The organism is Microbacterium sp. p3-SID336, from assembly GCF_025143365.1.
Classification (GTDB): Bacteria; Actinomycetota; Actinomycetes; order Actinomycetales; family Microbacteriaceae; genus Microbacterium.
On sequence record NZ_JALXPE010000036.1, the window covers coordinates 17,880 to 43,046 of the forward strand.

The 25,167-nt window shown below is 69.8% G+C and carries 21 protein-coding genes and 2 pseudogenes; 9 read left to right on the forward strand and 14 right to left on the reverse strand.

What is annotated here, in order from left to right:
- Positions 1 to 19: 19 nt before the first annotated feature.
- From M3C17_RS11960 to M3C17_RS12005, 10 genes are all read right to left on the reverse strand, one after another.
- The gene (locus M3C17_RS11960; RefSeq protein ID WP_259977985.1) at positions 20 to 2,560 is read right to left on the reverse strand and encodes a cation-translocating P-type ATPase; all 2,541 of its coding nucleotides are present in this window, start codon (positions 2,558 to 2,560) and stop codon (positions 20 to 22) included.
- On the reverse strand, positions 2,557 to 5,010 hold the full coding sequence (locus M3C17_RS11965) for a phosphoketolase (protein WP_259977986.1): 2,454 nt from the start codon (positions 5,008 to 5,010) through the stop codon (positions 2,557 to 2,559). Before M3C17_RS11965 ends, M3C17_RS11960 begins: the two co-directional genes overlap by 4 nt.
- A gap of 58 nt (positions 5,011 to 5,068) precedes the next feature.
- Positions 5,069 to 5,926 (reverse strand): F510_1955 family glycosylhydrolase, encoded by an 858-nt coding sequence (locus tag M3C17_RS11970; protein ID WP_259977987.1) that lies wholly within the window; start codon positions 5,924 to 5,926, stop codon positions 5,069 to 5,071.
- Between the two features lie 196 nt (positions 5,927 to 6,122).
- The gene (locus M3C17_RS11975; protein WP_259977989.1) at positions 6,123 to 6,749 is read right to left on the reverse strand and encodes a DUF305 domain-containing protein; all 627 of its coding nucleotides are present in this window, start codon (positions 6,747 to 6,749) and stop codon (positions 6,123 to 6,125) included.
- Positions 6,750 to 6,854: 105 nt separating this feature from the next.
- Entirely contained in the window at positions 6,855 to 7,346 is a 492-nt protein-coding gene (locus M3C17_RS11980) for a DUF6153 family protein (RefSeq protein WP_259977990.1), read from the reverse strand.
- Positions 7,347 to 7,500: 154 nt separating this feature from the next.
- The gene (locus tag M3C17_RS11985; protein WP_259977991.1) at positions 7,501 to 8,082 is read right to left on the reverse strand and encodes a hypothetical protein; all 582 of its coding nucleotides are present in this window, start codon (positions 8,080 to 8,082) and stop codon (positions 7,501 to 7,503) included.
- Between the two features lie 29 nt (positions 8,083 to 8,111).
- Positions 8,112 to 8,378, reverse strand: a complete 267-nt coding sequence (locus M3C17_RS11990) for a hypothetical protein (RefSeq protein WP_259977992.1) — start codon at positions 8,376 to 8,378, stop codon at positions 8,112 to 8,114.
- A gap of 20 nt (positions 8,379 to 8,398) precedes the next feature.
- Positions 8,399 to 10,678 (reverse strand): cation-translocating P-type ATPase, encoded by a 2,280-nt coding sequence (locus M3C17_RS11995; RefSeq protein ID WP_259977993.1) that lies wholly within the window; start codon positions 10,676 to 10,678, stop codon positions 8,399 to 8,401.
- Positions 10,675 to 11,028 carry a heavy-metal-associated domain-containing protein gene (locus M3C17_RS12000; protein WP_259977994.1) on the reverse strand — a complete coding sequence of 118 codons (354 nt, stop codon included), beginning with the start codon at positions 11,026 to 11,028 and terminating at the stop codon, positions 10,675 to 10,677. Before M3C17_RS12000 ends, M3C17_RS11995 begins: the two co-directional genes overlap by 4 nt.
- Positions 11,029 to 11,074: 46 nt before the next feature.
- Positions 11,075 to 11,359 carry a metal-sensitive transcriptional regulator gene (locus tag M3C17_RS12005; RefSeq protein ID WP_259977995.1) on the reverse strand — a complete coding sequence of 95 codons (285 nt, stop codon included), beginning with the start codon at positions 11,357 to 11,359 and terminating at the stop codon, positions 11,075 to 11,077.
- A 95-nt stretch (positions 11,360 to 11,454) separates the two neighbouring features.
- On the opposite strand from M3C17_RS12005, the gene M3C17_RS12010 reads away from it, so the two are divergent.
- Together M3C17_RS12010 and M3C17_RS12015 are read left to right on the forward strand one after the other, a co-directional pair.
- Positions 11,455 to 11,976: an ATP-binding protein gene (locus M3C17_RS12010; protein ID WP_259977996.1), complete on the forward strand. Its 522-nt coding sequence runs from the start codon at positions 11,455 to 11,457 to the stop codon at positions 11,974 to 11,976.
- A 113-nt stretch (positions 11,977 to 12,089) separates the two neighbouring features.
- A complete protein-coding gene (locus M3C17_RS12015; RefSeq protein ID WP_259977997.1) occupies positions 12,090 to 12,578 on the forward strand; it encodes a hypothetical protein in 489 nt (162 codons plus the stop codon).
- Here the strand turns inward: M3C17_RS12015 and M3C17_RS12020 are convergent.
- Entirely contained in the window at positions 12,568 to 13,701 is a 1,134-nt protein-coding gene (locus tag M3C17_RS12020) for an acetate/propionate family kinase (RefSeq protein WP_396820112.1), read from the reverse strand. The genes M3C17_RS12015 and M3C17_RS12020 overlap by 11 nt on opposite strands.
- Before the next feature lie 127 nt (positions 13,702 to 13,828).
- Between M3C17_RS12020 and istA the strand changes: the two genes are divergently transcribed.
- Both istA and istB read left to right on the forward strand, forming a co-directional pair.
- Positions 13,829 to 15,493 carry an IS21 family transposase gene (gene istA / locus M3C17_RS12025; protein ID WP_259977998.1) on the forward strand — a complete coding sequence of 555 codons (1,665 nt, stop codon included), beginning with the start codon at positions 13,829 to 13,831 and terminating at the stop codon, positions 15,491 to 15,493.
- Positions 15,490 to 16,290, forward strand: coding sequence for an IS21-like element helper ATPase IstB (gene istB, locus M3C17_RS12030; RefSeq protein ID WP_259977999.1), 801 nt, complete (start codon positions 15,490 to 15,492; stop codon positions 16,288 to 16,290). The genes istA and istB overlap by 4 nt, the downstream gene beginning before the upstream one ends.
- Before the next feature lie 15 nt (positions 16,291 to 16,305).
- Here the strand turns inward: istB and M3C17_RS12035 are convergent, their stop codons facing one another.
- Positions 16,306 to 16,695 (reverse strand): heavy metal-responsive transcriptional regulator, encoded by a 390-nt coding sequence (locus tag M3C17_RS12035; protein ID WP_259978000.1) that lies wholly within the window; start codon positions 16,693 to 16,695, stop codon positions 16,306 to 16,308.
- A 101-nt stretch (positions 16,696 to 16,796) separates the two neighbouring features.
- Here M3C17_RS12035 and merA point away from each other — a divergent pair, with 101 nt between their 5' ends.
- Both merA and M3C17_RS12045 read left to right on the forward strand, forming a co-directional pair.
- Positions 16,797 to 18,173 carry a mercury(II) reductase gene (gene merA / locus M3C17_RS12040; RefSeq protein ID WP_259978002.1) on the forward strand — a complete coding sequence of 459 codons (1,377 nt, stop codon included), beginning with the start codon at positions 16,797 to 16,799 and terminating at the stop codon, positions 18,171 to 18,173.
- Between the two features lie 138 nt (positions 18,174 to 18,311).
- Positions 18,312 to 18,740, forward strand: a pseudogene (locus M3C17_RS12045) (cytochrome c biogenesis CcdA family protein); the annotation flags it as partial.
- A gap of 588 nt (positions 18,741 to 19,328) precedes the next feature.
- Here the strand turns inward: M3C17_RS12045 and M3C17_RS12050 are convergent.
- Both M3C17_RS12050 and M3C17_RS12055 read right to left on the reverse strand, forming a co-directional pair.
- Positions 19,329 to 19,832, reverse strand: a complete 504-nt coding sequence (locus tag M3C17_RS12050) for a hypothetical protein (RefSeq protein ID WP_259978009.1) — start codon at positions 19,830 to 19,832, stop codon at positions 19,329 to 19,331.
- 40 nt (positions 19,833 to 19,872) lie between these two features.
- Positions 19,873 to 20,256, reverse strand: a pseudogene (locus M3C17_RS12055) (DNA cytosine methyltransferase); the annotation flags it as partial.
- Between the two features lie 271 nt (positions 20,257 to 20,527).
- Between M3C17_RS12055 and mobF the strand changes: the two are divergent.
- From mobF to M3C17_RS12070, 3 genes are all read left to right on the forward strand, one after another.
- Complete coding sequence (gene mobF / locus M3C17_RS12060) at positions 20,528 to 24,091, forward strand: MobF family relaxase (RefSeq protein ID WP_259978003.1); 3,564 nt, start codon at positions 20,528 to 20,530, stop codon at positions 24,089 to 24,091.
- A 213-nt stretch (positions 24,092 to 24,304) separates the two neighbouring features.
- Positions 24,305 to 24,586, forward strand: coding sequence for a sulfate permease (locus M3C17_RS12065; RefSeq protein ID WP_311198445.1), 282 nt, complete (start codon positions 24,305 to 24,307; stop codon positions 24,584 to 24,586).
- A 111-nt stretch (positions 24,587 to 24,697) separates the two neighbouring features.
- Positions 24,698 to 25,018, forward strand: a complete 321-nt coding sequence (locus M3C17_RS12070; protein WP_259978006.1) for a helix-turn-helix domain-containing protein — start codon at positions 24,698 to 24,700, stop codon at positions 25,016 to 25,018.
- Positions 25,019 to 25,167: the final 149 nt, after the last annotated feature.

The following is a 25,167-nucleotide window of genomic DNA, read 5'->3' on the forward strand; positions in this document are numbered from 1 at the left end:
CGCGGCGCCTCGCGTCCGGTCATGAGGCGCCGCCGGGCGTCGACGCCGGGGCGAGGCTGCTCGCCTCTGCCGGGGCCGCGGGGGCCTGCTGGGCGGGCAGCCGGAGCCGCTTGAGCAGGAGCGCGTTGACGGCGACGATCACGCTGGAGCCGGACATGCTGATGGCGGCGATCTCCGGGGAGAGCATGATCCCGAACGCGGGGTAGAACACGCCGGCGGCGATGGGCAGCGCGATCGCGTTGTAGCCGATGGCCCAGCCGAGGTTCTGCCGCATCTTCCGCAGCGTGCCCTTCCCGATCTTCAGCGCGATCGCGACATCGAGCGGGTCGGAGCGCATCAGGACGACGTCTGCGGTCTCGATGGCGACGTCGGTGCCGGCGCCGATCGCGATGCCGAGGTCCGCCTGGGCGAGGGCGGGGGCGTCGTTGACGCCGTCGCCGACCATCGCGACCTTCTTGCCGGATGCCTGGAGTTCGGCGATCTTGGCGGACTTGTCCTCGGGCAGCACGTCGGCGATCACGGTGTCGATGCCCAGCAGCGAGGCGATGCGCTCGGCGGTGGGCTTGTTGTCGCCGGTGAGCATCGCCACCTCGATGCCCTGCTCGTGGAGTGCGTCGATCGCGGCTTTCGCGGTGTCGCGGGGGGCGTCGGCGAGGGCGATCACGCCGGCGATCTGCCCGTCGACGGCGAACATGATCGCGGTGCGGCCGCCGTCTGCGAGGGCCTGCTGCTGCGAGACGACCGGGCCGGTGTCGATGCCCTGCGCGGCCATCAGCCGGGCGTTGCCGAGCACCACCTGCTTTCCGTCGACGGTGGCGATCGCGCCCTGCCCGGTGACGTTGCGGAACGCGGACGCGGTGCGGCGCGGGATGTTCCGGCTGTCGGCGTAGGTGACGATCGCCTTGGCCAGCGGGTGCTCCGACTCCCGCTCGAGCGCGGCGGCGAGGGCGAGCAGCTCGAGGTCGTCCATGCCGATGGGGATGTAGTCGGTGACCTCCGGCTCGCCCTTGGTGAGCGTGCCGGTCTTGTCCAGCACGACGGTGTCGATGTGCGCGGCGGTCTCGATGCCGGTCGCGTTCTTGAACAGCACGCCGCGCTTGGCGCCCAGGCCCGTGCCGACCATGATCGCGGTCGGCGTGGCGAGCCCGAGGGCGTCGGGGCAGGTGATGACGACGACGGTGATCGCGAACAGGATCGCCATCGGCACATCCGCCCCGGCGAGGAACCACACCAGGAAGGTCAGAGTGCCTCCGACGAGGGCGAGCAGGACGAGCCAGAACGCGGCCCGGTCGGCGAGACGCTGCCCAGGGGCCTTGGAGTTCTGCGCCTCCTGCACCAGCTTCACGATCTGCGCCAGCGCGGTGTCGGCGCCAACCTTCGTGGCGCGCACACGGAGTGTGCCGACGGTATTCACGGTCGCCCCGATCACCTCCGAGCCGGGCGCCTTCTCGACCGGCATGGACTCGCCGGTGACCATCGACTCGTCGATCTCGGACTCGCCGTCCTCCACCACGCCGTCGGTGGGGACCTTCGCGCCGGGGCGGATGAGCATGAGGTCACCGGGGACGACCTCGGAGGTGGGAATCTCGACCTCCTCGCCGTCGCGGAGGACGACCGCGCGGGCGGGCGCGAGCTCCAGCAGCCGACGGATGGCGTCGTTCGCGCCGCCCCGGGCGCGCATCTCGACCCAGTGCCCGAGCAGCACGAAGGTGGCCAGCACGGTCGCCGCCTCGTAGAAGACCTCGCCGCCGCCGGTGAGGGTGATGATCAGGCTGTAGATCCAGCCGGCGCCGACACCGACCGCGACCAGCACCATCATGTCCAGGGTGCGGGCCCGCAGAGCCCGGTAGGCGCCGTCGAAAAAGATCCAGGCCGAGTAGAAGATCACCGGCAGCGACACGATCAGCATGAACACGTCGTCGCGCAGCCCGAACGGGGCCGGCACTTCGAAGCCGAGCACCTCCCGGCCGATCGGGGACCACAGGGTGATCGGGATCGACAGGATCAACGCGACCAGGAACCGGTTGCGCATGTCCCGGATCATCGCCGCCATCGACATGCCGCCGTGATGCCCGCCGTGGCCCATCACATCCTGCGCGCTGCGGCCGGCCGGCTGAGCCCCGTGATCGTGCCCACCCTCGGTGGCCGGAGCGTGACCGGCATGCTCACCGGCGTCCATGGCGGAGTGGTCCGCGTGGTCCGCTGCCGGGTGCGGGTGCTCGTGCCCCGCCGGGGTGTCATGACCGGTGGAGACCGCGCGTCCCTCGTGCTCGGCGTGGTCGTGGTGGTCGGCGTGCTCGTGAGGTTCGTGGGCGGGGTCGCAGATGTGGTCCGGGACGGACTGCCCGGCGCAGTGGTAGCCACATTCGATCACCCACTTCTGCAGGTGCGCGACCGAGGTGGCCTGCGGGTCGTAGGTGACGGTCGCGGTCTGGGAGACCGGGTTCGCGTCGACGGACAGGACGCCCGGCTGGCGGGCGAGGTGGGCTTCGGTGACGTTCTTGGAGGTCGCGCGGATCATGCCGCTGACCTGCAGGGTCACGGTCTTGGTGTCGGTCATCGGATTTCCTTCGCGGTGGAGGGGCGGTTCAGGTCGGTGTCGGGGTGGGGCCAGCGCCAGTCGGCGACGGCGGGGATGTCGGTGCCGTGCTCGCGGGTGTGGGCGCGGGCGCACAGCCGGGCGTCGACGAGTTCCTGCCGCAGCTGCGCGTGGGTCGCAGCAAGGCCCGGGACGTGGTCGAGGACGTCGATCGCGAGCCGGTAGCGGTCGAGGTCGTTGAGCATGACCATGTCGAACGGCGTCGTGGTGGTGCCCTTCTCCACGAAGCCGCGCACGTGCAGGTTCTGGTGCCCGGCGCGCTTGTAGGTGAGCCGGTGGATCAGCCACGGGTAGCCGTGGTACGCGAAGATCACCGGCTTGTCGGGGGTGAAGATCGCGTCGAACTCCCCGTCCGGCAGCCCGTGCGGATGCTGGTCCTCGGACTGCAGCCGGGTCAGGTCGACCACGTTCACGACCCGCACCGACAGGCCCGGGATGTGCTCGCGCAGCAGCGCGGCCGCGGCGAGGACCTCCAGGGTGGGCACGTCGCCAGCGGCGGCGAGCACCACGTCCGGCTCGCTCCCCTCCGTCTCGGTGCCCGCCCACGGCAGGATGCCCAGGCCCCGGGTGCAGTGCTCGATCGCCTCATCCATCGTCAGCCACTGCGGGGCGGGCTGCTTCCCGGCGACGACGACGTTGATGTAGCCGGTGGAACGCAGGCAGTGATCGTACGTGGACAGCAGCGTGTTCGCGTCGAACGGGAGGTAGACCCGCACGACGTCGGGGCTCTTGTTCAGAGCGAGGTCGATGAACCCGGGATCCTGATGGCTGAACCCGTTGTGGTCCTGCCGCCAGACGTGGCTGGAGAGCAGGTAGTTGAAGCTCGGCACCGGTTCCCGCCAGGGCACCTCGCGGGCCGCTTCGAGCCATTTGGCGTGCTGGTTGAACATCGAGTCGACGATGTGCGTGAACGCCTCGTAGCAGTTGAACAGACCGTGCCGGCCGGTCAGGACGTACCCTTCCAGCCACCCCTGGCACTGGTGCTCGCTGAGCACCTCCATCACCCGCCCGGTCGGGGCCAGATGCTCGTCCACCGGCAGCACGGTCGCGTTCCACTGCTTGCCGGTGGCCTCGAACACGGGCGGGGCGAGCCGGTTGGAGGCGGTCTCGTCGGGGCCGAAGATGCGGAAGTTGTCCGGGTTGTGCCGGATCACGTCGGCGAGCCACTCGCCGAGCACCCGGGTCGCCTCCCCGGTTTCCGCGCCTCGCGCCTCGGGGTCGACCGGGTGGGCGTGGTCGCGGAAGTCGCCCAGGCGCAGCGGGACGGTCAGCTGCCCGCCGTTCGCGACCGGGTTCGCGCTCATCCGCCGCACTCCCGCCGGGGCGGCGGCGACCGTGGCGGGGAACGGGGCGCCGTCGGCGTCGAAGAGCTCGTCGGGCCGGTAGGAGGCCAGCCAGTCCTGGAGGATCTGCAGGTGCTCGGGGGTGTCGCGGACCTCGGCGAGCGGCACCTGGTGGGACCGCCAGGTGCCCTCCACGGGGAGCCCGTCGATCACCGGCGGGCAGGTCCAGCCCTTCGGGCTGCGCAGCACGATCGCTGGCCACGCAGGCCGGCCCTCCAGGGTGCCGGCCGCCGCGGCGGCCTTGATGTCCGCGATCCGGTCCAGCACCTCGTCCAGCACGCCGGCGAACCGGGCGTGGGACTCCCGCGGGTCCTCGCCGTCGAAGCCGACGGTGACCACAAACGGCTCGTGCCCGTAGCCGCGCAGCAGCGCGACCAGCTCGTCCTCGGGGATGCGGGACAGCACCGTCGGGTTGGCGATCTTGTACCCGTTCAGGTGCAGGATCGGCAGCACCACCCCGTCCGCGGCGGGGTTGAGGAACTTGTTGCCGTGCCACGCGGTCGCCAGCGGCCCGGTCTCGGCCTCCCCGTCGCCGATCACGCAGGCGACCAGCAGGTCCGGGTTGTCGAACGCGGCGCCGTAGGCGTGGACGAGGGAGTAGCCGAGCTCGCCGCCCTCGTTGATCGACCCGGGCGTGTCCGGGGAGGCGTGCGAGGGGATGCCGCCGGGGAAGGAGAACTGCCGGAACAGCGCCCGCAGCCCCTCCTCGGTGCGGTCGATCCGCGGGTACAGCTCCGTGTAGGTACCGTCCAGGTAGGCGTTGGCGACCATGCCCGGCCCGCCGTGCCCCGGACCGGTCACGTACAGCGTGTTCAGATCCCGGTCGGTGATCGCCCGGTTGAGGTGGGCGTACAGGAAGTTCAGGCCCGGGGTGGTGCCCCAGTGCCCCAGCAGCCGGGGCTTGATGTGCTCCGCGATGAGCGGGTCGCGCAGCAGCGGGTTGTCCAGCAGGTAGATCTGCCCGATGCTCAGGTAGTTCGCCGCCCGCCACCACGCATCCACCCCCTCCAATCGTTCCGGGGTGACGGCGGTGGTGCGGTGGGCCCAGCGGGCCGGTGCGGTGCTCATGGTCGGTCTCCTCGCGGTTCGCGGCCGGGGCCGCCGAATGTGGTCATGGTGATGGTGGTCATTGTGCGGTCCCTGTCGGGAGGACGACGGTGGTCTCGGTGCCGTGGATCCAGACGATGCCGCGGTCGTCGACGAGCACGACCGCCCCATCTGCGTTCCCGAGCGCCTGGACGGTGCCCGTGGCGGCGCCGACGCTGTCCCAGGATCCGGTGCCGGTGAGCCGCCAGAGGGTGCCGTCGGTGTCGACGCCGACCAGCCCGCCCGTGGAGTCCGCCTCCACCAGGTAGAGCGGGGGCGCATCCGCGACGAGGTCGAAGGTGGCGCCTGCATCCCGGCTCTCCTGCAGGCCCTGCCGCGTCGCGGCGTAGAGGGTGCCGTCGGTGGTGACGGTCAGGTCGGCGGCGGGGAGCTCGGCGCCGTCGATCCAGGTGGTCCCGCCGTCGGGGCTGGTGCGGATGGTGATCGAGCTGGACCCGATCCCGTGGATCGCACCGTCTCCGGCGGTGAGGACGTGGAAGTCCTCCTGCCCGGTGAACGCGACCGGCTCCCAGGTGGTCCCGGCGTCGGTGCTTCGGATGAGTCCCAGGTTGTGCTCGCCGAGCTCCGCCGGGGTGTTCGGTCCGGGGTGCCCGGAGGCGTAGAGGACGTCGCCGTCGGCGGTCAGGCCCATCGCGTCGAAGTCCGCGCCTCCCAGGGGGCCGGAGACGTCGCCGGTGTCGGTGAGGGTGTAGAGGCCGGTGTGGGTGCCCAGCAGCACGGTGCTCCCGCCGAGGTCGACGATGCCGTGCACATGACCGAGACCCGTGTCCGGGGCGGGTGCCGAGATGGCGGTCGGCGTGGGGGTGCAGCCGGTCAGCAGCAGGCCCGCGGCAGCGGCGACGGCAGCGGCCGTGATCGTGGTGGCGTTGCTGCTCATGCGATCGCCTGGATGAAGAGGATGGTCGCCGCGGAGAGGATGATCAGGGCGAGGATGATGCCCACGAAGCACGCGGCCAGAGTCCGGGAAGTCATGATGGGCCTTTCGACGGGCCGGCGCTGTCGGTCAGGACGGATGCGCCGGGCCTCGGGCGGGGCCAGGTCAGGGGTGGTCGGCCCCGCCCGAGGGGTTCGGGTCAGAGGGTGGCGAGGATGTCCTGCATGGTGGTGATCTCGGCGGTCTGTCCGTCGATGATCTGCTGGGCGAGCGCGGCCACGTCCGGGTTCTCGCCGTTGTTCAGCACCATCTGGGCCATGGTGACGGCGCCCTGGTGGTGGCCGACCATGCCCTCGAGGAACAGCCGGGTCGCCTCGACCCCGGTGGCGGCGTCCAGGGCGGCCATGTCGTCGTCGGACATCATCCCGTCGCCGTGGTCCATGCCGCCCATCCCGCCCATGTCGGACATGGAGTCGTCGTAGGGGATTCCCCAGTCCTCGAGCCAGCCCTTCATGGTCTGGATCTCGGGGCCTTGGGCGGCTTTGATCTGCTCGGCGAGGGTCACGACCCGCTCGTCGATGCCGTCCTTGGCCAGGATCTGATCGGCCATCTCGATGGCCTGTTCGTGGTGCGGGATCATCATCGTGACGAACATCTCGTCAGCGGAGTTGAACGATGCCTGCTCGGAGGGGGCGGGGGTGCTGCTGGTCATGCCGCCGGGGCCGTGGTCCATGCCGGGCATGGATCCGTCGGTGGGGGCGCAGCCGGCGAGCACGAGCGCAGCGGCGAGCGCGCCGGTGCTCAGCGCGAGAATGCGGAAACGCATGGGTGGGTGTCCTTGTCTAGTCGGTCGAATGGTGAGTTGATTCCCGTGCCGTATGCGGGCACGGCGCAGCATCTCCCGGCACAGCGGTGACGGGAGGGCGGGGAATCAGGTTCGACTGATCGACAGGACGATGAGGGAAGGTGGTCGGGGGTGCGGTAACGCGGTGAGCACATTCCGCCCGTGCAGGCGCAGCAGGGCGAGGGCGGTGCCCAGGCGGGCCAGCAGCGCCGGGGCGAGCAGCACGATAGTGGCGGCCAGCAGCGCCAGCACGCACGCCATCATCAGCATCGAATGGTCCGGCATTCCGCCCGAGCTGTCGCAGTCGCCCTCGCAGTGCCCGCCCGAAGCCTCGGGGCCTGTCCCGATGGTGTTCTCGAGCATGCTCCCGGTCGCGACGGTGCCGCCCAGGTCAGAGTCGGGCGCGGCATGGGCGGCTTCGGAGGCCGCTGCGGGGGTGTCGGCGTGCCCGCTGGTGAGCGTGCCGGTGAGGGTGTGCATGGCCAGCAGGCCGGCGATCAGCAGGAGCGCGGTCGCGAAGGTCAGCAGCAGCCGGTGCAGCCCGGATGGGGCGTGCACCAGGGTTCGGATGTGGTTCACCGCCGACCTCCTTCCCGCGTCCAGCGTACCCCGGTGTGCCTGGATCCCCGCCGGCGCCGATCGGGCGCACGGCGGTCCTGCCCAGCCTGGTCGCCCGACCGATGCCTGGCCAGGGGCGATGGTCCCGGATGGGGACCGGTGCGCGGCAGCCGGCTCATCGGCGGCCCGTTCCGGCGCGGTGGGCCTTCTCCATCAGAGCCAGCAGCCCGAGGGCGTCGTCCTTGATCTGGGTGCGGCCGACGACGGCCCAGTTGCGGGCGAGGTGATCGCGGAGATAGTCGAGGATGTGCTCGAGGGGGACGGTGTGCCAGGAGCCGGACCGATGGGGGCGGGCGGTGTTGCCGAACGCGACCGTGCGGATCAGGTGGCCCTCCGGGGCGAGGACCTGCCCGGTCGTCAGCAGCTCCTGGACGAGGGCGGGCGCGTCGGCGGGGGTGCAGCAGCCGAACCGGGCGAACGCGGCCTCCAGCACCGCGGGGTCGCGCATCGCGGGGTTCAGCTTCGGGGCGCCCTCCTTGACCTCGCCGACGATCATGTCCGGCGCCCCGGGGCGGGCGCCGAGGGCCGGGTCGGGGTCGTCGCCGGGGATGTGGTGCAGTCGGATCGCGAGGATGTCCAGGTCGGTGACGGTGCGCGGCCCGTCCGGACCGGTCGCGTCCAGCACTGGGTACTCGGCGACGGTGAAGTACCCGTTCACCCGCAGGTAGGCCTGCACCAGCCCGACCGCTGTATCCATCCCGCGCCCCCTTTCCCTGCCGTCGTGGGTCAGGCGGCGTTGGCGTAGCGGGCGGGGTCGGCGTCGAACAGCGGCCCGCACTCGGGGCAGCAGAACCAGTACCGCGCGCTCTCGTAGTCGCGGAACAGGCCGCGCTTCTCGGCCCATGCCGGGTCGACCTGGTTGCCGGGCATGACCGGGCAGGTGACGAGGTCGGTCGCCCCGGCCGGGGGCTCGTGGTGATGGTGCTCGTGGGACCCGTGATCGTGCGCGACGTGCTCGTGGTCGTGGTGCTCGTGGTCGTGGTCGTGTGTCATAGCTGTCTCCTTGCGGGGTGTCAGGCGTGGACGGGGGTGATGTCGCGGCTGGGCGTCGGGACGGTGGGCACTGGGGCGGGCAGGGGGCGGAAGCGGCGCAGTCGGAGGCTGTTGGTGACCACGAAGACGCTGCTGAACGCCATCGCGGCGGCGGCGAGGATGGGGTTGAGCAGGGCGAGCATCGCGACCGGGATCGCGGCGACGTTGTAGGCGAACGCCCAGAACAGGTTGCCCTTGATGGTGCCCAGGGTGCGGCGGGCGAGCCGGATCGCGTCCGGGACCAGGAGCAGGTCGCCGGAGACGATGGTCAGGTCCGCGGCGGTGATGGCCGCGTCGGTGCCGGTGCCCATCGCGATGCCGAGGTCCGCTTGGGCGAGGGCGGCGGCGTCGTTCACGCCGTCGCCGACCATCGCGACCACCCGGCCGGCGGCTTGCAGCTCCCGGATGGTGTCGAGCTTGCCCTGCGGGGTGACTCCGGCGCGGACGTCCTCGATTCCGGCGTCGTCGGCGATGGTGCGGGCGGCGCCCGGGTTGTCGCCGGTGAGCAGGATCGGGGTCAGCCCGAGCCCGCGCAGCCGGGCGATGGCCTCACGGCTGGTGGGCTTGATGGTGTCGGCGACGCTGATCGCGCCGCGCGCCCGCCCGTCCCACGCCACGACGGTCACGGTGGCGCCCGCGGCCTCATCGGCCGTGATCGTCGCGGCGAGCTCGCCGGGGATCGCGATCGCCCATTGCCCGGTGATCCAGGTGGCGCGGCCGGCGGCAACCATGCGGCCGTCGACGATGCCCTGCACGCCCTGCCCTGACTCGGCGGCGAACGACTCCACCGCATCCACCGGGCCATCCGCGGCGGCGGTGATCGCGCGGCCGATGGGGTGCTCGGAGCCGTGCTCGAGCGCCGCGGCGACCCGGATCAGCTCCGCCTCATCGGTGCCGGGGGCTGGGTGGATGCCGGTGACGGTCATGGTGCCGGCGGTGATGGTGCCGGTCTTGTCGAGGACGACGGTGTCGATGCGGCGGGTCTGCTCGAGCACCTGGGGTCCGCGGATGAGGATGCCCAGCTGGGCGCCGCGGCCGGTGCCGACCAGCAGAGCGGTCGGCGTCGCCAGCCCCAGCGCGCACGGGCAGGCGATGATCAGGGTGGTCACCGCGGCGGTGAACGCGACCTCCAGCGGCGCTCCCGCGATCAGCCACCCGGCGAACGCGGCCAGGGCGAGGACGATGACGATGGGGACGAAGACTGCCGACACCCGGTCGGCGAGGCGCTGCACCTGTGCCTTGCCGGTCTGCGCCTCCTCGACCAGCCGCGCCATCCGGGCCAGCTCCGTGTCGGCGCCGACCCGCGTGATCTGCACGAGCAGGCGCCCGCCGGTGTTCACGGTCGCTCCGACCACGCGGGATCCGGGGGCGACCTCGACCGGCACGGACTCGCCGGTCAGCATCGACTCGTCCACCGCGGAGACGCCCTCGGTGACCAGGCCGTCGGCGGGGATCTTCTCACCCGGCCGCACCACCACGACATCACCCGGAACGAGCTGTGCGACGGGGACGCGCTGCTCAGTGCCTTCGCGAAGGATCACTGCGTCTTTGGCGCCGAGTTCCAGCAGGGCGCGCAGGGCCTCGCCGGACTGCCGCTTGGCACGGACCTCGAGGTAGCGGCCGAGGAGGATGAACACGGTCACCAGTGCGGCGACCTCCAGGTACACCTCATGACCGCCGGACTGCGGGGTGCCGACGAAGGTGACGCTCATCCGCATTCCCGGCATCCCCGCGCCGCCGAAGAACAGCGCGTACAGCGACCAGCCGAACGCGGCCAGCACGCCGACGCTGATCAAGGTGTCCATCGTCGCCGCCCCATGCCGGGCATTGATCGCCGCGGCGCGGTGGAACGGCCACGCCCCCCACACCACCACCGGGGCGGCCAGGGTGAGCGTGAGCCACTGCCAGTAGGTGAACTGCAGGGCGGGGATCATCGACAGCACCGCCACCGGCACCGCCAGCACCGCCGAGACGATCAGCCGCTGGCGCAGTGACGCCAGCTCCTCGTCCCGCGGGGTGGTCTGCTCATCTGTGTCGGGGGCGGGTGGGGTGGGGACGCTCGCCCCGTACCCGGCCTGCTCGACCGCCGCGATCAGCTCCTCGACCGGCACCGGGGCCTCCGAGTGCACGCGGGCCTTCTCGGTGGCGAAGTTGACCGTCGCCGCCACGCCGGGCAGTTTGTTCAGCTTCCGCTCGACCCGCGTCGCGCACGACGCGCAGGTCATTCCGGTGATGTCGAGATCGACGTCCAGCGTGCTCATGATGTTGCGGCGAGGCTGTATCCGGCCTCCTCGACCGCCTCCCGCACCCGCTCCGCGTCCACCGGGGCGGTGCTGGACACGGTCACCGTGGACACGCCGCCGGGGTGCAGGTCGACCTCGACGCCGGAGACCCCGTCGATCGCGGAGACCTCCTCGGTGACGCTGCGTACGCAGTGCGAGCACGTCATCCCCTCCACCAGGAACTGCGCCGACAGATCGCCCGACGCTGGTTGCGCCGTCGCCGGAGCGGTAGTGCTCGCCGTGGTCGCGTGCGAGGCGGGGCCGCAGCAGGCGCAGCCCCCGCCGTTCGTCGCCTGCAGGCCGAGGTCCTGGAATCTCTGTCCGGTCATGTTGTGCTCCTTTCGCGAGCGTGTCGATGCGTGTGGTGTGAACGTTCTAGGAGCGGACCAGCCGCGCGATCGCGGCGTTCGCTTCGCGGAGCTTCTCCTCCGCGACCGGGCCGCCCTGCGCGGTCGCCTGCGCGACGCAATGCCCGAGATGGTCCTCCAGCAGCGTCAGCGCGACCGACTCCAGCGCCTTCGTCGCCGCCGAGACCTGGGTCAGGATGTCGATGCAGTACACGTCCTCGTCGACCATCCGCGCGATCCCGCGCACCTGCCCCTCCGCCCGATGCAACCGCGCCAGCAGTGCCTGCTTGTCATCCACGTATCCGTGTGCCATCTCAGCCACCTCCGACGTCAATCCTATACCCTCTAGGGGTATAAGGTACTTCGTGAAGAGGATATTCCCGGTGCGGGCAGAGCGAAAGGGCGAACGTGACCAACTGGTACGTCATCACCGGCGGGCCCAGCTCGGGCAAGACCACCACCGTGAACCTGCTGCGGGACCGCGGCTACACCACCACCATCGAGCATGCCCGGCACTATCTCGACCTGCAGCGCATCGCCGGCCGCACCGTCGAGGAGGTCCGCGCGAAGCAGCGGCAGTTCCAGCGCGGCGTCCTGAACATGCAGCTCGCGGAGGAAGCTGCCCTCGACCCGGACGCCACCGTGTTCCTCGACCGGGCCGTCCCCGACTCCCTCGCCTACTACCGCTTCCTCGACCTCGAGCCCGACCCCGCCCTGCTCACCGCGCTCGAGCACGTCGATTACCGCAAGACGTTCATCCTCGACCTGCTGCCCCTGGCCGCCGACTACGCCCGCACCGAGGACACCGCCGCCCAGCAGCGCATCCACGAACTGCTGACCCAGGTGTACGAAGCGCTGCCCTTCCCGGTCGTGCGGGTTCCGGTCCTCAGCGCCGAGGAGCGGGTGCAGTTCATCCTGGACCGGCTCTGACCGCTCTCGCCCGATCGGGGTGTCCTGTGCAACGCTTGGCACCCAGGGCATATCTCACCGGCACAGGTCCAGGCGGGAACGCGCCCCACGGTCGAACAGGACGGATGTCTCGGATGCCCACTCAGGAACGTCTCCGGAAGGACCTGCTAGGCGGCGCTGTCACGACCGCGCTCGGCGTCTTCACCCTCGGGATCGGGGTCTACTTCCTGTTCCTTCGACCCTCCCTCCTGCCCGAAGACATCCGGCATACGGGTATCGACGCCGCCACGCTGCCAGTGGCATTCGTGGACTGGCTCGGGATCGTCTTCTCGACCTGGGGCGGCTTCATCGCGGGGTTCGGGATCGTGCTGCTGGGCATTGGCGCGTCCCTGCTGTCCCGCCGCACGCTGTGGCTCTACCTCGGCACGGCGGCCGGGGTGCTCGTCGCCTTCGGCCGCTTCGTCATCAGCAACATCCTGATCGGCTCGGACTTCCTGTGGTTCATCGCGACCATGTTCGTGCTGGCACTGGTGCTCGCAACCGTCCTCGTCTTGAACGTCATCCGACGGCATCGGACGAACGAGACCGCCTCCTCCGACGTCGACCGAACCGCTAGACGCTGACCGCTGCGAGCGACTGCCGGGCGATCTCGAGCTCCTCGTCCGTGAGAACGATCAGCACGGCGACCGGTGAGCTCGGGTCCGAGATCGCTCGCGCCCCGTCGGCCCTCGCCTCGTTGCGTGCCGGGTCGATCAGGATGCCCAGGCCCGCCATGCCGGAGACCACCGCCGCGCGCGGCGCGGCGGCGTTCTCGCCGACGCCGCCGGTGAAGACGATCGCGTCCGCTCCGCCGAGCTGGGCGAGGTAGGCGCCGAGATAGTGGCGCAGCCGGTGATGGTAAACGTCGAGCGCAGCGGCGGCTCTCGCATCCCCAGCGGCGGCCGCGGCGTGGATGTCGCGCATGTCCTCGGTGCCGGCCAGCGCCCGCAGGCCGCTCTCGCGCGTGAGCAGCGCCTCCAGCCGATCCCATGCTACGCCGGCGCGGCCGAGCGCGAGGAGCACCCCCGGATCCAGGTCCCCGGCGCGAGTGCCCATCACGAGCCCCTCCAGGGGCGTCATGCCCATCGAGGTTTCCACCGAGCGGCCGCCGGCCATTGCGCAAGCGGATGCCCCGTTGCCCAGGTGGAAGATGATCAGCCGAAGCTCCGACAGCGGACGCCCGAGCAGTTCGGCGGTGCGGGCGGAGACGTGCTGGTAGGAGATGCCGTGGAAGCCGTATCGGCGGATCTGATGTCGCTGGACGAGGTCTGCGGGAAGCGCATACGATGCCGACGCAGCCGGCAGGGTGCGGTGGAACGCGGTGTCGAACACCGCGACGTTCGGGATGTCCGGGAAGGCGGCGCGCGCAGCGCGGATGCCGGTCAGGTTGACCGAGTTGTGCAACGGAGCCAGGGTGGCGAGCTCGTCGATCTGATGTTCAACCTCGTCAGTAATCAGCGCAGCCGCTGCGAATCGGTCGCCGCCGTGCACGACGTGGTGGCCGATGACCGCGATGCGCTCGTGCTCCAGTCCGGCCAGCAGCGTGCTGATCACGGCGCCGTGCTCACGCCCATCCGCACCGGCGTGGCCGAGCCGCTCCACGACGCCGCCCCGGATCGTCGTGCCCGTTTCCCCGTCGACCAGTCTCCACTTGACCGAGGATGAGCCCGCATTGAGGACGAAAATGACTATGGCAGGTTGATTCAGGACCGGGATGACGGCTTGATTCAGGACCACCTTGCTGGATCCCGGTGTGTTGTGACGGTTTGATTCAGGACCACCTTCGACGGTTGATTCGCGGCCTCGCTGTTGAGGCGCGGATCGGGGTGGTCAGATGGGAAGTCGCGTGGACCTGTTCGCTCGCATCCGGCGTGATGCCCGCGTGGAAGGGCTCGGCATCCGGGCGCTCGCACGGAAGCACCAGGTTGGGCGCGACACCGTCCGGACAGCACTATCTCGGGCCGATCCACCACCGCGGAAGACCCCGGTCCGCTCGGCACCGAGGTTGGCTCCGTTCAAGGCAGCGATTGACGAGATGCTGCGCCAGGACCTGGACGCGCCGCGGAAGCAGCGCCATACCGCGACGCGGGTCCTGGCCCGGCTCGCGGACGAGCATGGGGCGACGGAGCTGTCGTACTCGACGGTCCGGGACTACGTGCGGGTCAGGCGGGCGCAGATCGATGTTGAGGGCGGCCGGCGGGTCGAGGTGTTCGTCCCGCAGGAGCACGCCCCCGCTGAAGAAGCCGAGGTCGACTTCGGTGAAGTCTGGGTGATCCTGGCCGGGGTGAAGACGAAGTGCCACATGTTCACCTTCCGACTCTCCCACTCCGGCAAAGCGGTGCACCGGGTGTACTCGACGCAGTCGCAGGAAGCGTTCCTGGAAGGCCACATCGACGCGTTCGAGGAGATCGGCGGTGTCCCCACGAAGCACATCCGCTACGACAACCTCACCGCTGCGGTGCAGGCCGTGCTGTACGGGAAGGGTCGGAACCGGGTTGAGAACGATCGGTGGGTGCTGTTCCGCTCGCATTATGGGTTCGACTCGTTCTACTGCCAGCCAGGGATCGACGGCGCTCACGAGAAGGGCGGCGTGGAAGGCGAGGTCGGCCGGTTCCGCCGTACCTGGCTGTCGCCGATGCCAGTAGTTGACACCCTCGCCGAGCTGAACGCGAGGATCCGTGAGCACGACGCCCGCGACAACGACCGGCGGATCGACACCCGGATCCGCACCGTCGGACAGGACTTCGCCGAGGAGCTGCCACTGCTTCGGCCGCTGCCGTTCGAACGATTCGACCCCGGCCTTCTCCTGCACCCGCGCGTGGACCGGTCGAGCCTGATCACTGTGCGGATGGCGAAGTACTCCGTCCCGACGCGGTTGATCGGCCGACAGGTCCGCGTTTCGCTGCGCGCGTCAGAGGTCGTCGTTTTCGACGGCCGGGACCAGGTCGCTCGGCACGAACGGGTCGTCGCCCGTGGTGGGGAGTCGGTCAACCTCGACCACTACCTCGAGGTCCTCCGTCACAAGCCCGGCGCACTCCCGGGCTCGACCGCGCTGGCACAGGCCCGCGACAGTGGGGTGTTCACCGCGGCCCATGAGGCGTTCTGGCAGGAAGCGCGCAAGGTCGACGGGGACAGCGCCGGCACCCGCGCCCTGATCGACGTGCTCCTCCTGCACCGGAGCATGCGCGACACCGACGTGATTGCCGGGATCCGTGCCGCACTCACCGTCGGCGCGGTTTCCGCGGATGTTGTGGCGGTCGAAGCCCGTCTGCACGCGACCGGGTCCGTGTCAGACCGTCATCCTGCTGAACATCGTCGCGGTAACGGGCAGCGAGTTGTCAGCCTCACCCAACGCCGACTCGCCGACCCGGCTGCGGTGATCGCGGGCCTCCCGCCCGACCGGCGACCACTGCCTTCCATGGCGCAGTACGACGAGCTCCTCACCTGGCGCAGCCCCACCGTGACCACCGATGCGAGAGAAGGAACGACCGGATCATGAGCACACCGACGAAGGTCACGACCACCCTCCGCCGGCAGCGCGGGATGACCGAGGAAGCCGCCCAGACCGCAGTCGACCAGGCCTGCCGCAGGCTCCGGCTGCCGACGATGCGGGCAGTCATCGATGAAGCCGTGAAGGCCGCTGAACGCGAGCAGCTGTCCTACCAAGGGTTCCTCGCCGAGCTCCTCCTCGCTGAGTGCGATGATCGCGACCGCCGCTCCGTCGTACGGCGTGTGGCAGCGGCGGGGTTCCCGCGGCAGAAGTGGCTCGGGGACTTCGACTTCGAAGCGAACCCGAACATTAGCGCCGCGACCATCCACACGCTCGCGACCGGGGACTGGATCCGCCGCGGCGACCCGCTCTGCCTGATCGGCGACTCCGGCACAGGCAAGTCCCACCTCTTGATCGGGCTCGGCACCGCGGCCGCCGAAGAGGGGTACCGGGTGAAGTTCACCCTGGCGACCAAGCTCGTGAACGAGCTCGTCGAAGCCGCCGACGAGAGACAGCTCGCCCGGACCATCGCCCGCTACGGCCGCGTCGATCTGCTCTGCATCGACGAGCTCGGGTACATGGAACTCGACCGCCGCGGCGCCGAGCTCCTCTTTCAAGTCCTCACCGAACGCGAAGAGAAAGCCTCCGTCGCGATCGCGTCCAACGAGTCGTTCAGCGGGTGGACGAAGACATTCACCGACCCGCGCCTATGCGCCGCGATCGTGGACCGGCTCACCTTCAACGGCACCATCATCGAAACCGGCACCACTTCCTACAGGCTCAACCACATGCGTCAACAGCAGTAGCGGGTCCAAGATGCGTCAGAGGTAGCGGCAGACGGACTCGGGTGTGCACGCCTCATCGGCTGTGGCATCCGCCTGCGCCCGAAGCTCGTCGATGCTCGACCGCAAGAGCTGCAGCTGCTCGAGCTGCTCGTCGATTTCCAGGAGCCGCCGGTCAAGAAGATCCCGGACATGACCGCATGGCGAACGGCCAGCGTCACGAACATCGAGGATCTGTGCGGTCTGAGCGAGGGTGAGGCCGGCTGCGCGGGCCCGGTCGATGAACTCCAGCCGTCGGACTGACTCTTCGCCATAGCTGCGGTAACCGGCCGGGGTTCGTTCCGGTTGCCGAAGCAGGCCCCGCTCCTCGTAGTACCGCAACGTCGACGGTCTCGTCTTCGCCTTCTCCGCGAGCTCACCAATCCGCATATCGCTACCTCCACTACCCGGCTTGACCTTCAAGCATGCTTGAAGGTCCATTCTGTCGTACGAGGCCGTGCGAGCGGCCCGGTTCACCCCGAGGAGGCATCATGACCCAGCACGCAGAGTTCGATCTTGCGGTGATTGGCACGGGCGGCGCGGCGATGTCCGCGGCGATCCATGCCCGACTCGAGGGGGCCAGCGTGGTCGCCATTGAGTCAGGGACCCTCGGCGGCACCTGCGTGAACGTCGGCTGTGTTCCTTCGAAGACGCTGCTCGCGGCCGCGCACACCCGGCACGCCGCGCTCTCGAACCCGTTCCACGGCGCCCCCACAGCCGCTGACACTGTTGACCTCAGTGCGCTCGTCCAACAGAAGGACGACATGGTCGGCATGCTCCGGCAGACCAAGTACGCCGACATCGCCGCCGCCTACGGGTTCGACATCCTTCCCGGCACCGCCACGTTCGCCGACTCCTCCACCTTGCTCGTGGATGGGCGCCCGGTCCGCGCCAGGTCATATCTCGTCGCGACCGGCGCTGAACCGACCATCCCGGCGATCCCTGGGCTCGAGCAGATCGATTACCTCACGTCGACCACTGCAATGGAACTCACCGAGTTGCCGGCTTCGCTCGTGGTGATCGGCGGCGGCTTCGTCGGCCTCGAACAAGCCCAATTGTTCGCGCGGCTCGGGGTCGAGGTCGCAATCATCGGTCGGCTCGCCCCGCACGCCGAACCCGAACTCTCCTCCGAGCTCCGCAAAGCCTTCCTGGCCGACGGAATCACCGTCATCGGCGACCGCGCCGTCACGATCACTCCGTACGACGGCCTGGTCCGAGTGACCACCCGCACCGGGAAGGAGGCCACCGGTGAACGCGTCCTCGTAGCCACCGGACGCACCCCGCGCACCGACGGGCTCGACCTTCCTGCGGCGGGTATCGCGACCGACGAGCGCGGCTTCATCATGGTCGACGAACAACAGCGGACCACGAATCCGGCCGTGTTCGCCGCCGGCGACGTCACCGATGTGCCACAGTACGTGTACGTCGCCGCGATGGCCGGGAAGATCGCCGCACGCAACGCCCTCGGCCAGCACGAAGAGGTCAACTACACCGGGATGCCCTCCGTGCTGTTCACGTCCCCCCAACTCGGCTCCGCCGGGATCACCGAAGCCGAAGCCATCGCCGCCGGGTATCGCTGCGCGTGCCGCTACCTGCGACTTTCCGACGTGCCCAGAGCCATAACCAACCACAACACCCGCGGCGGCATCAAGATCGTCGCCGACGCCGACACTGGCAAAGTCCTCGGCGTCCACGCCCTGGCCGAAGCAGCAGGCGAGATGATGCTCGCCGCGACCTACGCCATCACCGCCGGATTCACCGTCACCCAACTCGCCGACACCTGGGCCCCCTACCTCACCATGGCCGAAGGCATCCGCCTCACCGCGAACCTCTTCCGCAACGAACTCCCCACCTCCTGCTGCGCCTGACAACCGACAGGGGTGTGCCGCGATCCAGCAAGGTGGTCCTGAATCAGGCCGTCACGTGGTCCTGAATCAAGTTGACAAAGCCACGAAAACGACCGTCATCCGCGACCTCCCGAAGGCTCCACCACCGTAGTCGTCGGATTCTATGGTCTCCACCGCACCGACTTCCGGCCTGCAGCACAGCGCACCGCGAAACTCGGCATCAGACCCTCAACCGGCCTGGCCGGCGCACCCATGCTGGGCATCGCCTTCGGCCTCGGTTGGACGCCCTGTCTCGGCCCCACGCTCGCTGCGATCTCCGCACTCAGCCTCAGCGCCGCATCGGCACCACGGGGCGCACTGCTCGCCACCGTGTACTGTGTCGGCCTCGGCCTGCCGTTCCTGGCCCTCGCCACCGGGCTGGGATGGGCGACCACAGCGACCGCGTTCCTGCGCCGGCACATCCGCGCGATCAACATCGCCGGCGGCGTCGCAATGATCGGAATCGGCATCTTCATGATCAGCGGGCTGTGGACAATGCTCGTCTACTCGCTCCAAGGACTCATCAGCGGGACGGTCTTGCCGATCTAGCTCATCACTAACTCGAGCCCTGTAGGCCGTCGCCGAACCAGAAGCTGGGTCAGGCGCCGTCGGACGGAAGAGGACGGCGTATCCAGGCCGAGTAAAATGCCGCTGGGTTGACGAGCTGGAATCGCCAGTGCGCCTTTTCCTCGCGGTCGAATCCTGGGGCACTCATCCCAACCGCTCCCCGCGGTTCCGCATGAACGAGATCGGGTCGACGACTCAATTTTCTGGCCGAGCAGATGGTGATTGATCGCCCGGGCGCGCGACTCTGCGACGACATCGGCGAGCAGCACAAGCAGCAAGGGCAAGGGCAAGGGCAAGGGCAAGAAAGAGCTAGGCCTTGAAGGCCTCAAGATCCGCTGCGATGGAAAGCCGTGAAGCGTATGGGATGAGCAAGAGGCGCCAACTACATGGTGATACCCCGACGTAAGGCGTCGAGGGCTCGGATCGCTTGGCGTGGTAGGACGCCGTTGCCGAGTGCGGTGAGCTGCTCGCTGCCAGTCAACTCGTGATCGGGGTCTGTGACCCAACCGTCAGGCAAACCCATGAGCCATTCCACGAATCGCGGCGCAGGGCGAGGCTGACCGCCGTCATTCAGGAGGGCCGGCGAGGGGGCAGTCCGTCCGGTGAAGTATTCCCACCGTCGGATGGCTCCGGCGTAGTGTCCCCACCGTCGAACAGCTGCTCGATCAGCGGCCACAGCCCGGCCGGCTCCTTGCCCTGCCAGGATCGGGGTCCGTTCTGCGCCAGGTCGATGATCTGATGCGAGAGGGCGATCGTGCCGCGTCGGGCTCGGACCTGTTCCAGGGTCTCCGCGCCACGGGCGACGTCCGAGGCGAGCGGGGTGCGGAAGAGTGCGCCGGGCGAGGATGAAGATCCGAAATCGGGTGTGGGGTGCGCCGACGTGGGAAGCGGGTAGGCCAAGCCAGCGAGCGTCGTACCGGAGGTCGGCCAGATCGCCGAGTACGGCTCCAAGTGCCCGTAGAGGTCGGGCTGGTGTGTCTCCCAGATTCCACGGGTCGGGTTCCATTGCGCGAAGGGCAGAGCGTTCGGCGGGGGTTGCGAACTCGAGGGCTGCGGAGAGGGGGTTGCTTTCATCGGGGTCGTCCTTTGGTTCGGGGCGTCGAGCGGTGGCCGAGAGCAGGCCACGGACGTTCTCGGCGACGACCCACTCGGGTTGCAGCACGTCGATCGCAGTCGCCATCTGCGCCCAGAGGCCAGAGCGGGTGCCGGGGGCGAGGCCGGCGCGCTTGCCGACCGTGGAGACGTCCTGGCAAGGGAAACCTCCGCACAGCACGTCGACCGGCTCGGTCTGTCGCCAGTCGATCTGGGTGATGTCGCCGAGGTTGGGGACGCCGGGCCAGTGATGCGCGAAGACGCGGGCCGGGGCAGAGTTGAGCTCGGAGAACCACACCGTGCGCCCGCCGAAGACGTGCTCGACGGCGAGGTCGAGGCCGCCGTAGCCGGAGAACAGCGATCCGATCCGCAGCGGGGCGGCCGGGGCGGTGGCTGTGTCGAGCATCGCGGTTCCATGACGGTCGGCGCGTCCCGGTCGAGACGTCGCCGGGCTGGTCACCTTCCAGGTGCGCGCGCCATCCACGCGTCCCGGCGCTCCGCCCGTGATCGCGACACCGATCGCTCAGCGCGTCGGCCCCGGATCGCGTCCGCGAGAGCGTCGTCCCGGTGCGGCCGGTCAGCCGGCCTTCGGTCGGTCCACGCCTCTTGCAGACGAGGTTCGGACCTGGCGCGAGCGCCGGGTCCGAAGCCGGTGATCTCGTTCGCACCTGACGGGCATGACGGTCTCGATGCGGGTGATGAGCGCGGGCGAGGGTTACAAGTACCTGCTCAAGACGGTCGCCTCGGGCGACGGGAACCGTGCCTTGTCGACCCCGCTGACGAGGTACTACCTCGAGGAAGGAACTCCCCCCGGTCGCTGGATGGGCAGCAGCGTGCCGGCCCTCGGCGGCGGGAGGATCGTGTCCGGCGATCCGGTCTCGGAGGCCCAACTCCAGCTGCTTGTCGGCATGGGCCGCGATCCGATCACGGGCGATCCGCTCGGCCGCGCCTACCAGGACTTCTCCACCGCTACCGCTCGTGTGGAGAAGCGGATCGCGTCGCTGGACCCGAGCCTGGGCGTGGTCGCGCGGGCCGAGGCCATCGCGCAGATCGAGGCTGAGGAAGCCGCGCGCGGGACGCGGCGTGCCGTCGCCGGGTTCGACTTCACGTTCTCGATCCCGAAGGCTGCATCGGTCGTGTGGGCGGTTGCGGACGCCGGCACGCAGGCGATCATCGCCGACGCTCACCATGCAGCGGTTGCGGAGGTGGTTGCGTTCATGGAGCGGGAGATTGCGGCTACGCGCGTCGGCGCAACCGGACGCGACGGGGCCGTTGCACAGGTCGGCGTCGGCGGGCTCATTGCAACCGCGTTCGATCACTACGACAGCAGGGCGGGCGATCCCCACTTGCACACCCATGTTGTGCTCTCCAACAAGGTGCAGACGTTGCTGGACGGCAAGTGGCGGTCGCTGGACGGCCGGCCCCTGCACGCGGCGGTCGTCGCCCTGTCGGAGCTGCACGAGGCGGTGTTCGCCGATCACCTCACGCGGACACTAGGCGTCGAGTGGGAGGCGCGGGCTCGTGGCCGGGACCGGAACCCGGCGTGGGCGATCACGACCGTCCCGGAGTCGCTGATCGCGTTGTTCTCCTCCCGGTCGCGGGACATCGACCAGGAGACCGACCGGCTCATCGAGCGATACATCGGCGAGCACGGCCGGCGCCCGTCACCGGCGACGATCGTGAAGCTGCGCGCTCAGGCGACGCTGACGACGAGACCCGACAAGCAGGTGCAATCCCTCGCCGCGCTGACGGCGCAATGGCGTGAGCGTGCGAGTGCGAGCTTGGGCGAGAACGCGACCGAGTGGGCGCGGCGGATCACCGCCGCCCCGTCGCCGCCGATGCTGCGCGCCGATGACGTCCCGCTCGACGTGATCCGCGAACTCGGCCAGACGGTGATCGAGGTCGTCGGCGAGAAGCGGGCGACGTGGCGACGCTGGAACCTCTACGCCGAGGCCGCGCGGCAGACGATGGGGTGGCGATTCGCCAGCACGATGGATCGGGAGGCGATCGTGGGCATGATCGCCGATGCCGCCGAGGCGGGGTCGCTGCGGCTCACGCCGCCTGAGCTGGCGAGCAGCCCGGCGATCTTCCGACGCTCGGACGGCACGAGCGCGTTCCGGCCGAGGCACGCCACGGTCTATTCCTCCGAGCAGCTGCTGGCCGCGGAGGATCGCCTGCTCGAACGGTCCCGGATGCTGACCGCTGCGACGCTCGACCTCGCCCAGCTCGAGCGCGTCACCCGCCGGCCCGACCGTCGCGGTCTCGTGCTCGGCGCCGACCAGGCCGCCGCATTGGCGACGGTCGCCGTCTCCGGCCGCGTCCTCGATGTGCTGGTCGGACCTGCCGGCGCGGGGAAGACGACGGCGATGAGCGCGCTGCGTCGGGCCTGGGAGATGCAGCATGGCGAAGGGTCGGTCATCGGGCTTGCCCCGTCTGCCGCTGCGGCGCAGGTGCTCGGCGACGACCTCGGGATCGTCACGGAGAACACGGCGAAGTGGTGGCAGGATCACCTCGTTCACGGCACGACGTTCCACGCCGGCCAGCTGGTCATCATCGACGAGGCGTCCCTCGCCGGGACGCTGACCCTGGATCGGCTTTCCGCGCTCGTGGCGCAGGCCGGTGCGAAGGCGCTGCTGGTCGGCGATTGGGCGCAGTTGCAGTCGGTCGATGCGGGCGGTGCATTCTCGATGCTCGTCCACGACCGGGACGACGCGCCCGAACTGGTCGACATCCACCGCTTCACGCACCGCTGGGAGAAGGCGGCGTCACTCGGGCTGCGCCACGGCGATGCCGCCGTGATCGACGAGTACGACGCCCACGGTCGGGTTCACGACGGCGACACCGACACGATGGCGGACGCCGCCTACACAGGATGGCGGAGCGACATGCTCGCCGGACGTCAGTCGGTGCTGATCGCGGAGACCCACGATTCCGTCTCCGCTCTGAACCAGCGGGCGCGCGCCGACCTGATCCTCGACGGCGCCGTGACCCCGCGGCACGGCTCCGTGGTACTGCACGACGGCACGGTCGCCTCACCAGGCGATGCCGTGATCTCCCGCCATAACGACCGGCGCCTGCGCGCCGCAGGGCGCGGCTGGGTCCGCAACGGCGACCGCTGGACGATGACCGCCGTGCGCAGCGACGGCTCGGTCACCGTCCGCCGAGCCGGCCGACGACGCGGCGCGTCCGTGGTGCTGCCTGCCGGCTACGTCCGCGAACACCTGGATCTCGGCTACGCGGTCACCGCGCACCGCGCGCAGGGGCTCACGACTGACACCGCGCATGCGCTGATCGAGGCGACGACGACCAAGGAGAACTTGTACGTCGCGATGACCCGCGGGCGCGAGGCGAACCACGCCTACGTCGCGACCGACCGGCCCGACGGTGTGCATGCCGGCCCGCATCCCAGCGACAACACGGCCGCGACCGCCCGCACGGTGCTGTTCGGCGTCGTCCAGCATTCCGGCGCCGAGCTGTCCGCGCACGAGACGACCACCTCCGAGCAGGAGGCATGGTCGTCCATCCGGCAGATCGCGGCCGAATACGAAACGATCGCCGCCGCCGCGCAGCAAGACCGCTGGGTCGAGCTGATCCGCGCCAGCGGCCTCACCGAGCAGGAGGCCGAGGATGCGATCGCCTCTGACGCCTTCGGCGCGCTCGCCGCCGAGCTGCGCCACGCCGAGGCCAACCACCACGACGTCGCCGTGCTGCTGCCCCGCCTGGTCGCCTCCCGCAGTCTCCACGACGCGGAGGACGTCGCGGCCGTGCTGCACGCGCGCCTGGCCGCCGTCACAGCCAGACCCGCAGGCGCGGGCCGCGCCCGTCGCGCGCCCCGCCTGATCGCCGGGCTCATCCCCGAAGCCGGCGGCCCGATGGACGCACAGATGCGGCGCGCCCTTCAGGAGCGCCGACAGCTCATCGAGGACCGCGCAGACGCGCTCGCTCATGCCGCAGTCGCCGAGCATCTCGCATGGGCCGGCCACCTCGGAGCGCCGCCGACGCGCGAGGCCGCCCGAGCCCGATGGTGGCAGGCTGCCGCGACCATCGCCGCGTACCGAGACCGCTACGGGATCGCAGCGGACATCCCGCTCGGCGCTGCCCCCGATTCGACCGCGCAACGCCTCGACGCCGCCCGCGCCCGCGCAGCGCTCGACCGCGCTCGTGCCCTGACCGACACGGCCGAGGGCGACGCATGGACACCACGCGATCCGCGCGCCGAGCGGAGCGGTCCCAGCCTGTGATCGGCGATGCGCTTCCGATGTCGCACCTGTCGGCGTATTCTGTGTGCAGGCAGTTCCTTTCGGCGCCGTCGCTTGTTGCGAAGGCATGACCGCACCGCTGGCCGGGTTGGTCCTTCTAGTTACTCGCTGCCGAGTCACTAGGAGAGGACCGCCCTCATGATCCGGCTGCTCTGGACTCTCAGCGTCCGTACCCGCGCATTCCTGCGCCGCTATATGCCGACTAACATTCTGCTCGACACGATCCGCACCCGCCGCGGCCTCAAGTGGGGTGTCCCCGCGATGCTCATCGCCGTCCCCTATCTGCTCGCTGCCGCCGCCTTGGCGGCCGTGGTCGCCGACGGCGGCCCTGGTTGGCTGAACGTCCTGGTCGTGCTGTTCATCTGGAACGCCGCGAAGTTCGCGTTCATCGGCCCGGTGAGCCTCATCCTGCTGGCCCGGACCCGCCTGCACGAAGCTCGCGCCCGCCGCGCACGGAGCCGCTACGCCGTCGTCTGACACGACCGCTCTCTACCCCGGTCAAACGGGCAGCCTCTCGCCTAGTGGATAACGGTATTATCCCCTTGTGGGCGAGGCGAGACGACGAGGCGACTCCGGCAGAATGGAGGGGTGCCTGAACACGTTCGCCCCGACCTGCCTCCGGGGGTCGGTGACGCCGTGAGCGCGTTCGGCTACGGGGTCCGGGTCGCGATCATTGGCTACATCCACGAGCACGGACCAGCCACTCGCGGACAGCTCGCGACCGCCCTGGGCCTGGTGCCCAAGACCGTGCAGTTCCACCTCACCGGCTTGACCGCGCTCGGCGTCGTCGTCCCTGACCCAGCTCCCGAGCTCGCCCGTCGCGGACAGCGCACCCGATATAGCATCGATGCCGCGCGGGTGCTCGATCTGTACGCCGAGCTCGGCAAGCACCTGGGCATCGGCGACTGAACCCTCCCGGCCCTGACTACCCCGGAGAGCGTCGCGATCCGCTGCGAGTCAATCGTGCCGCCGGCCCAGGGCTGTGCTTCTGGTGGCGGCGCTGCGTTCTACGCGATCACGCTCCAGGTGTTCGAGGCGTTCGGTCGCTGCTCTGACTG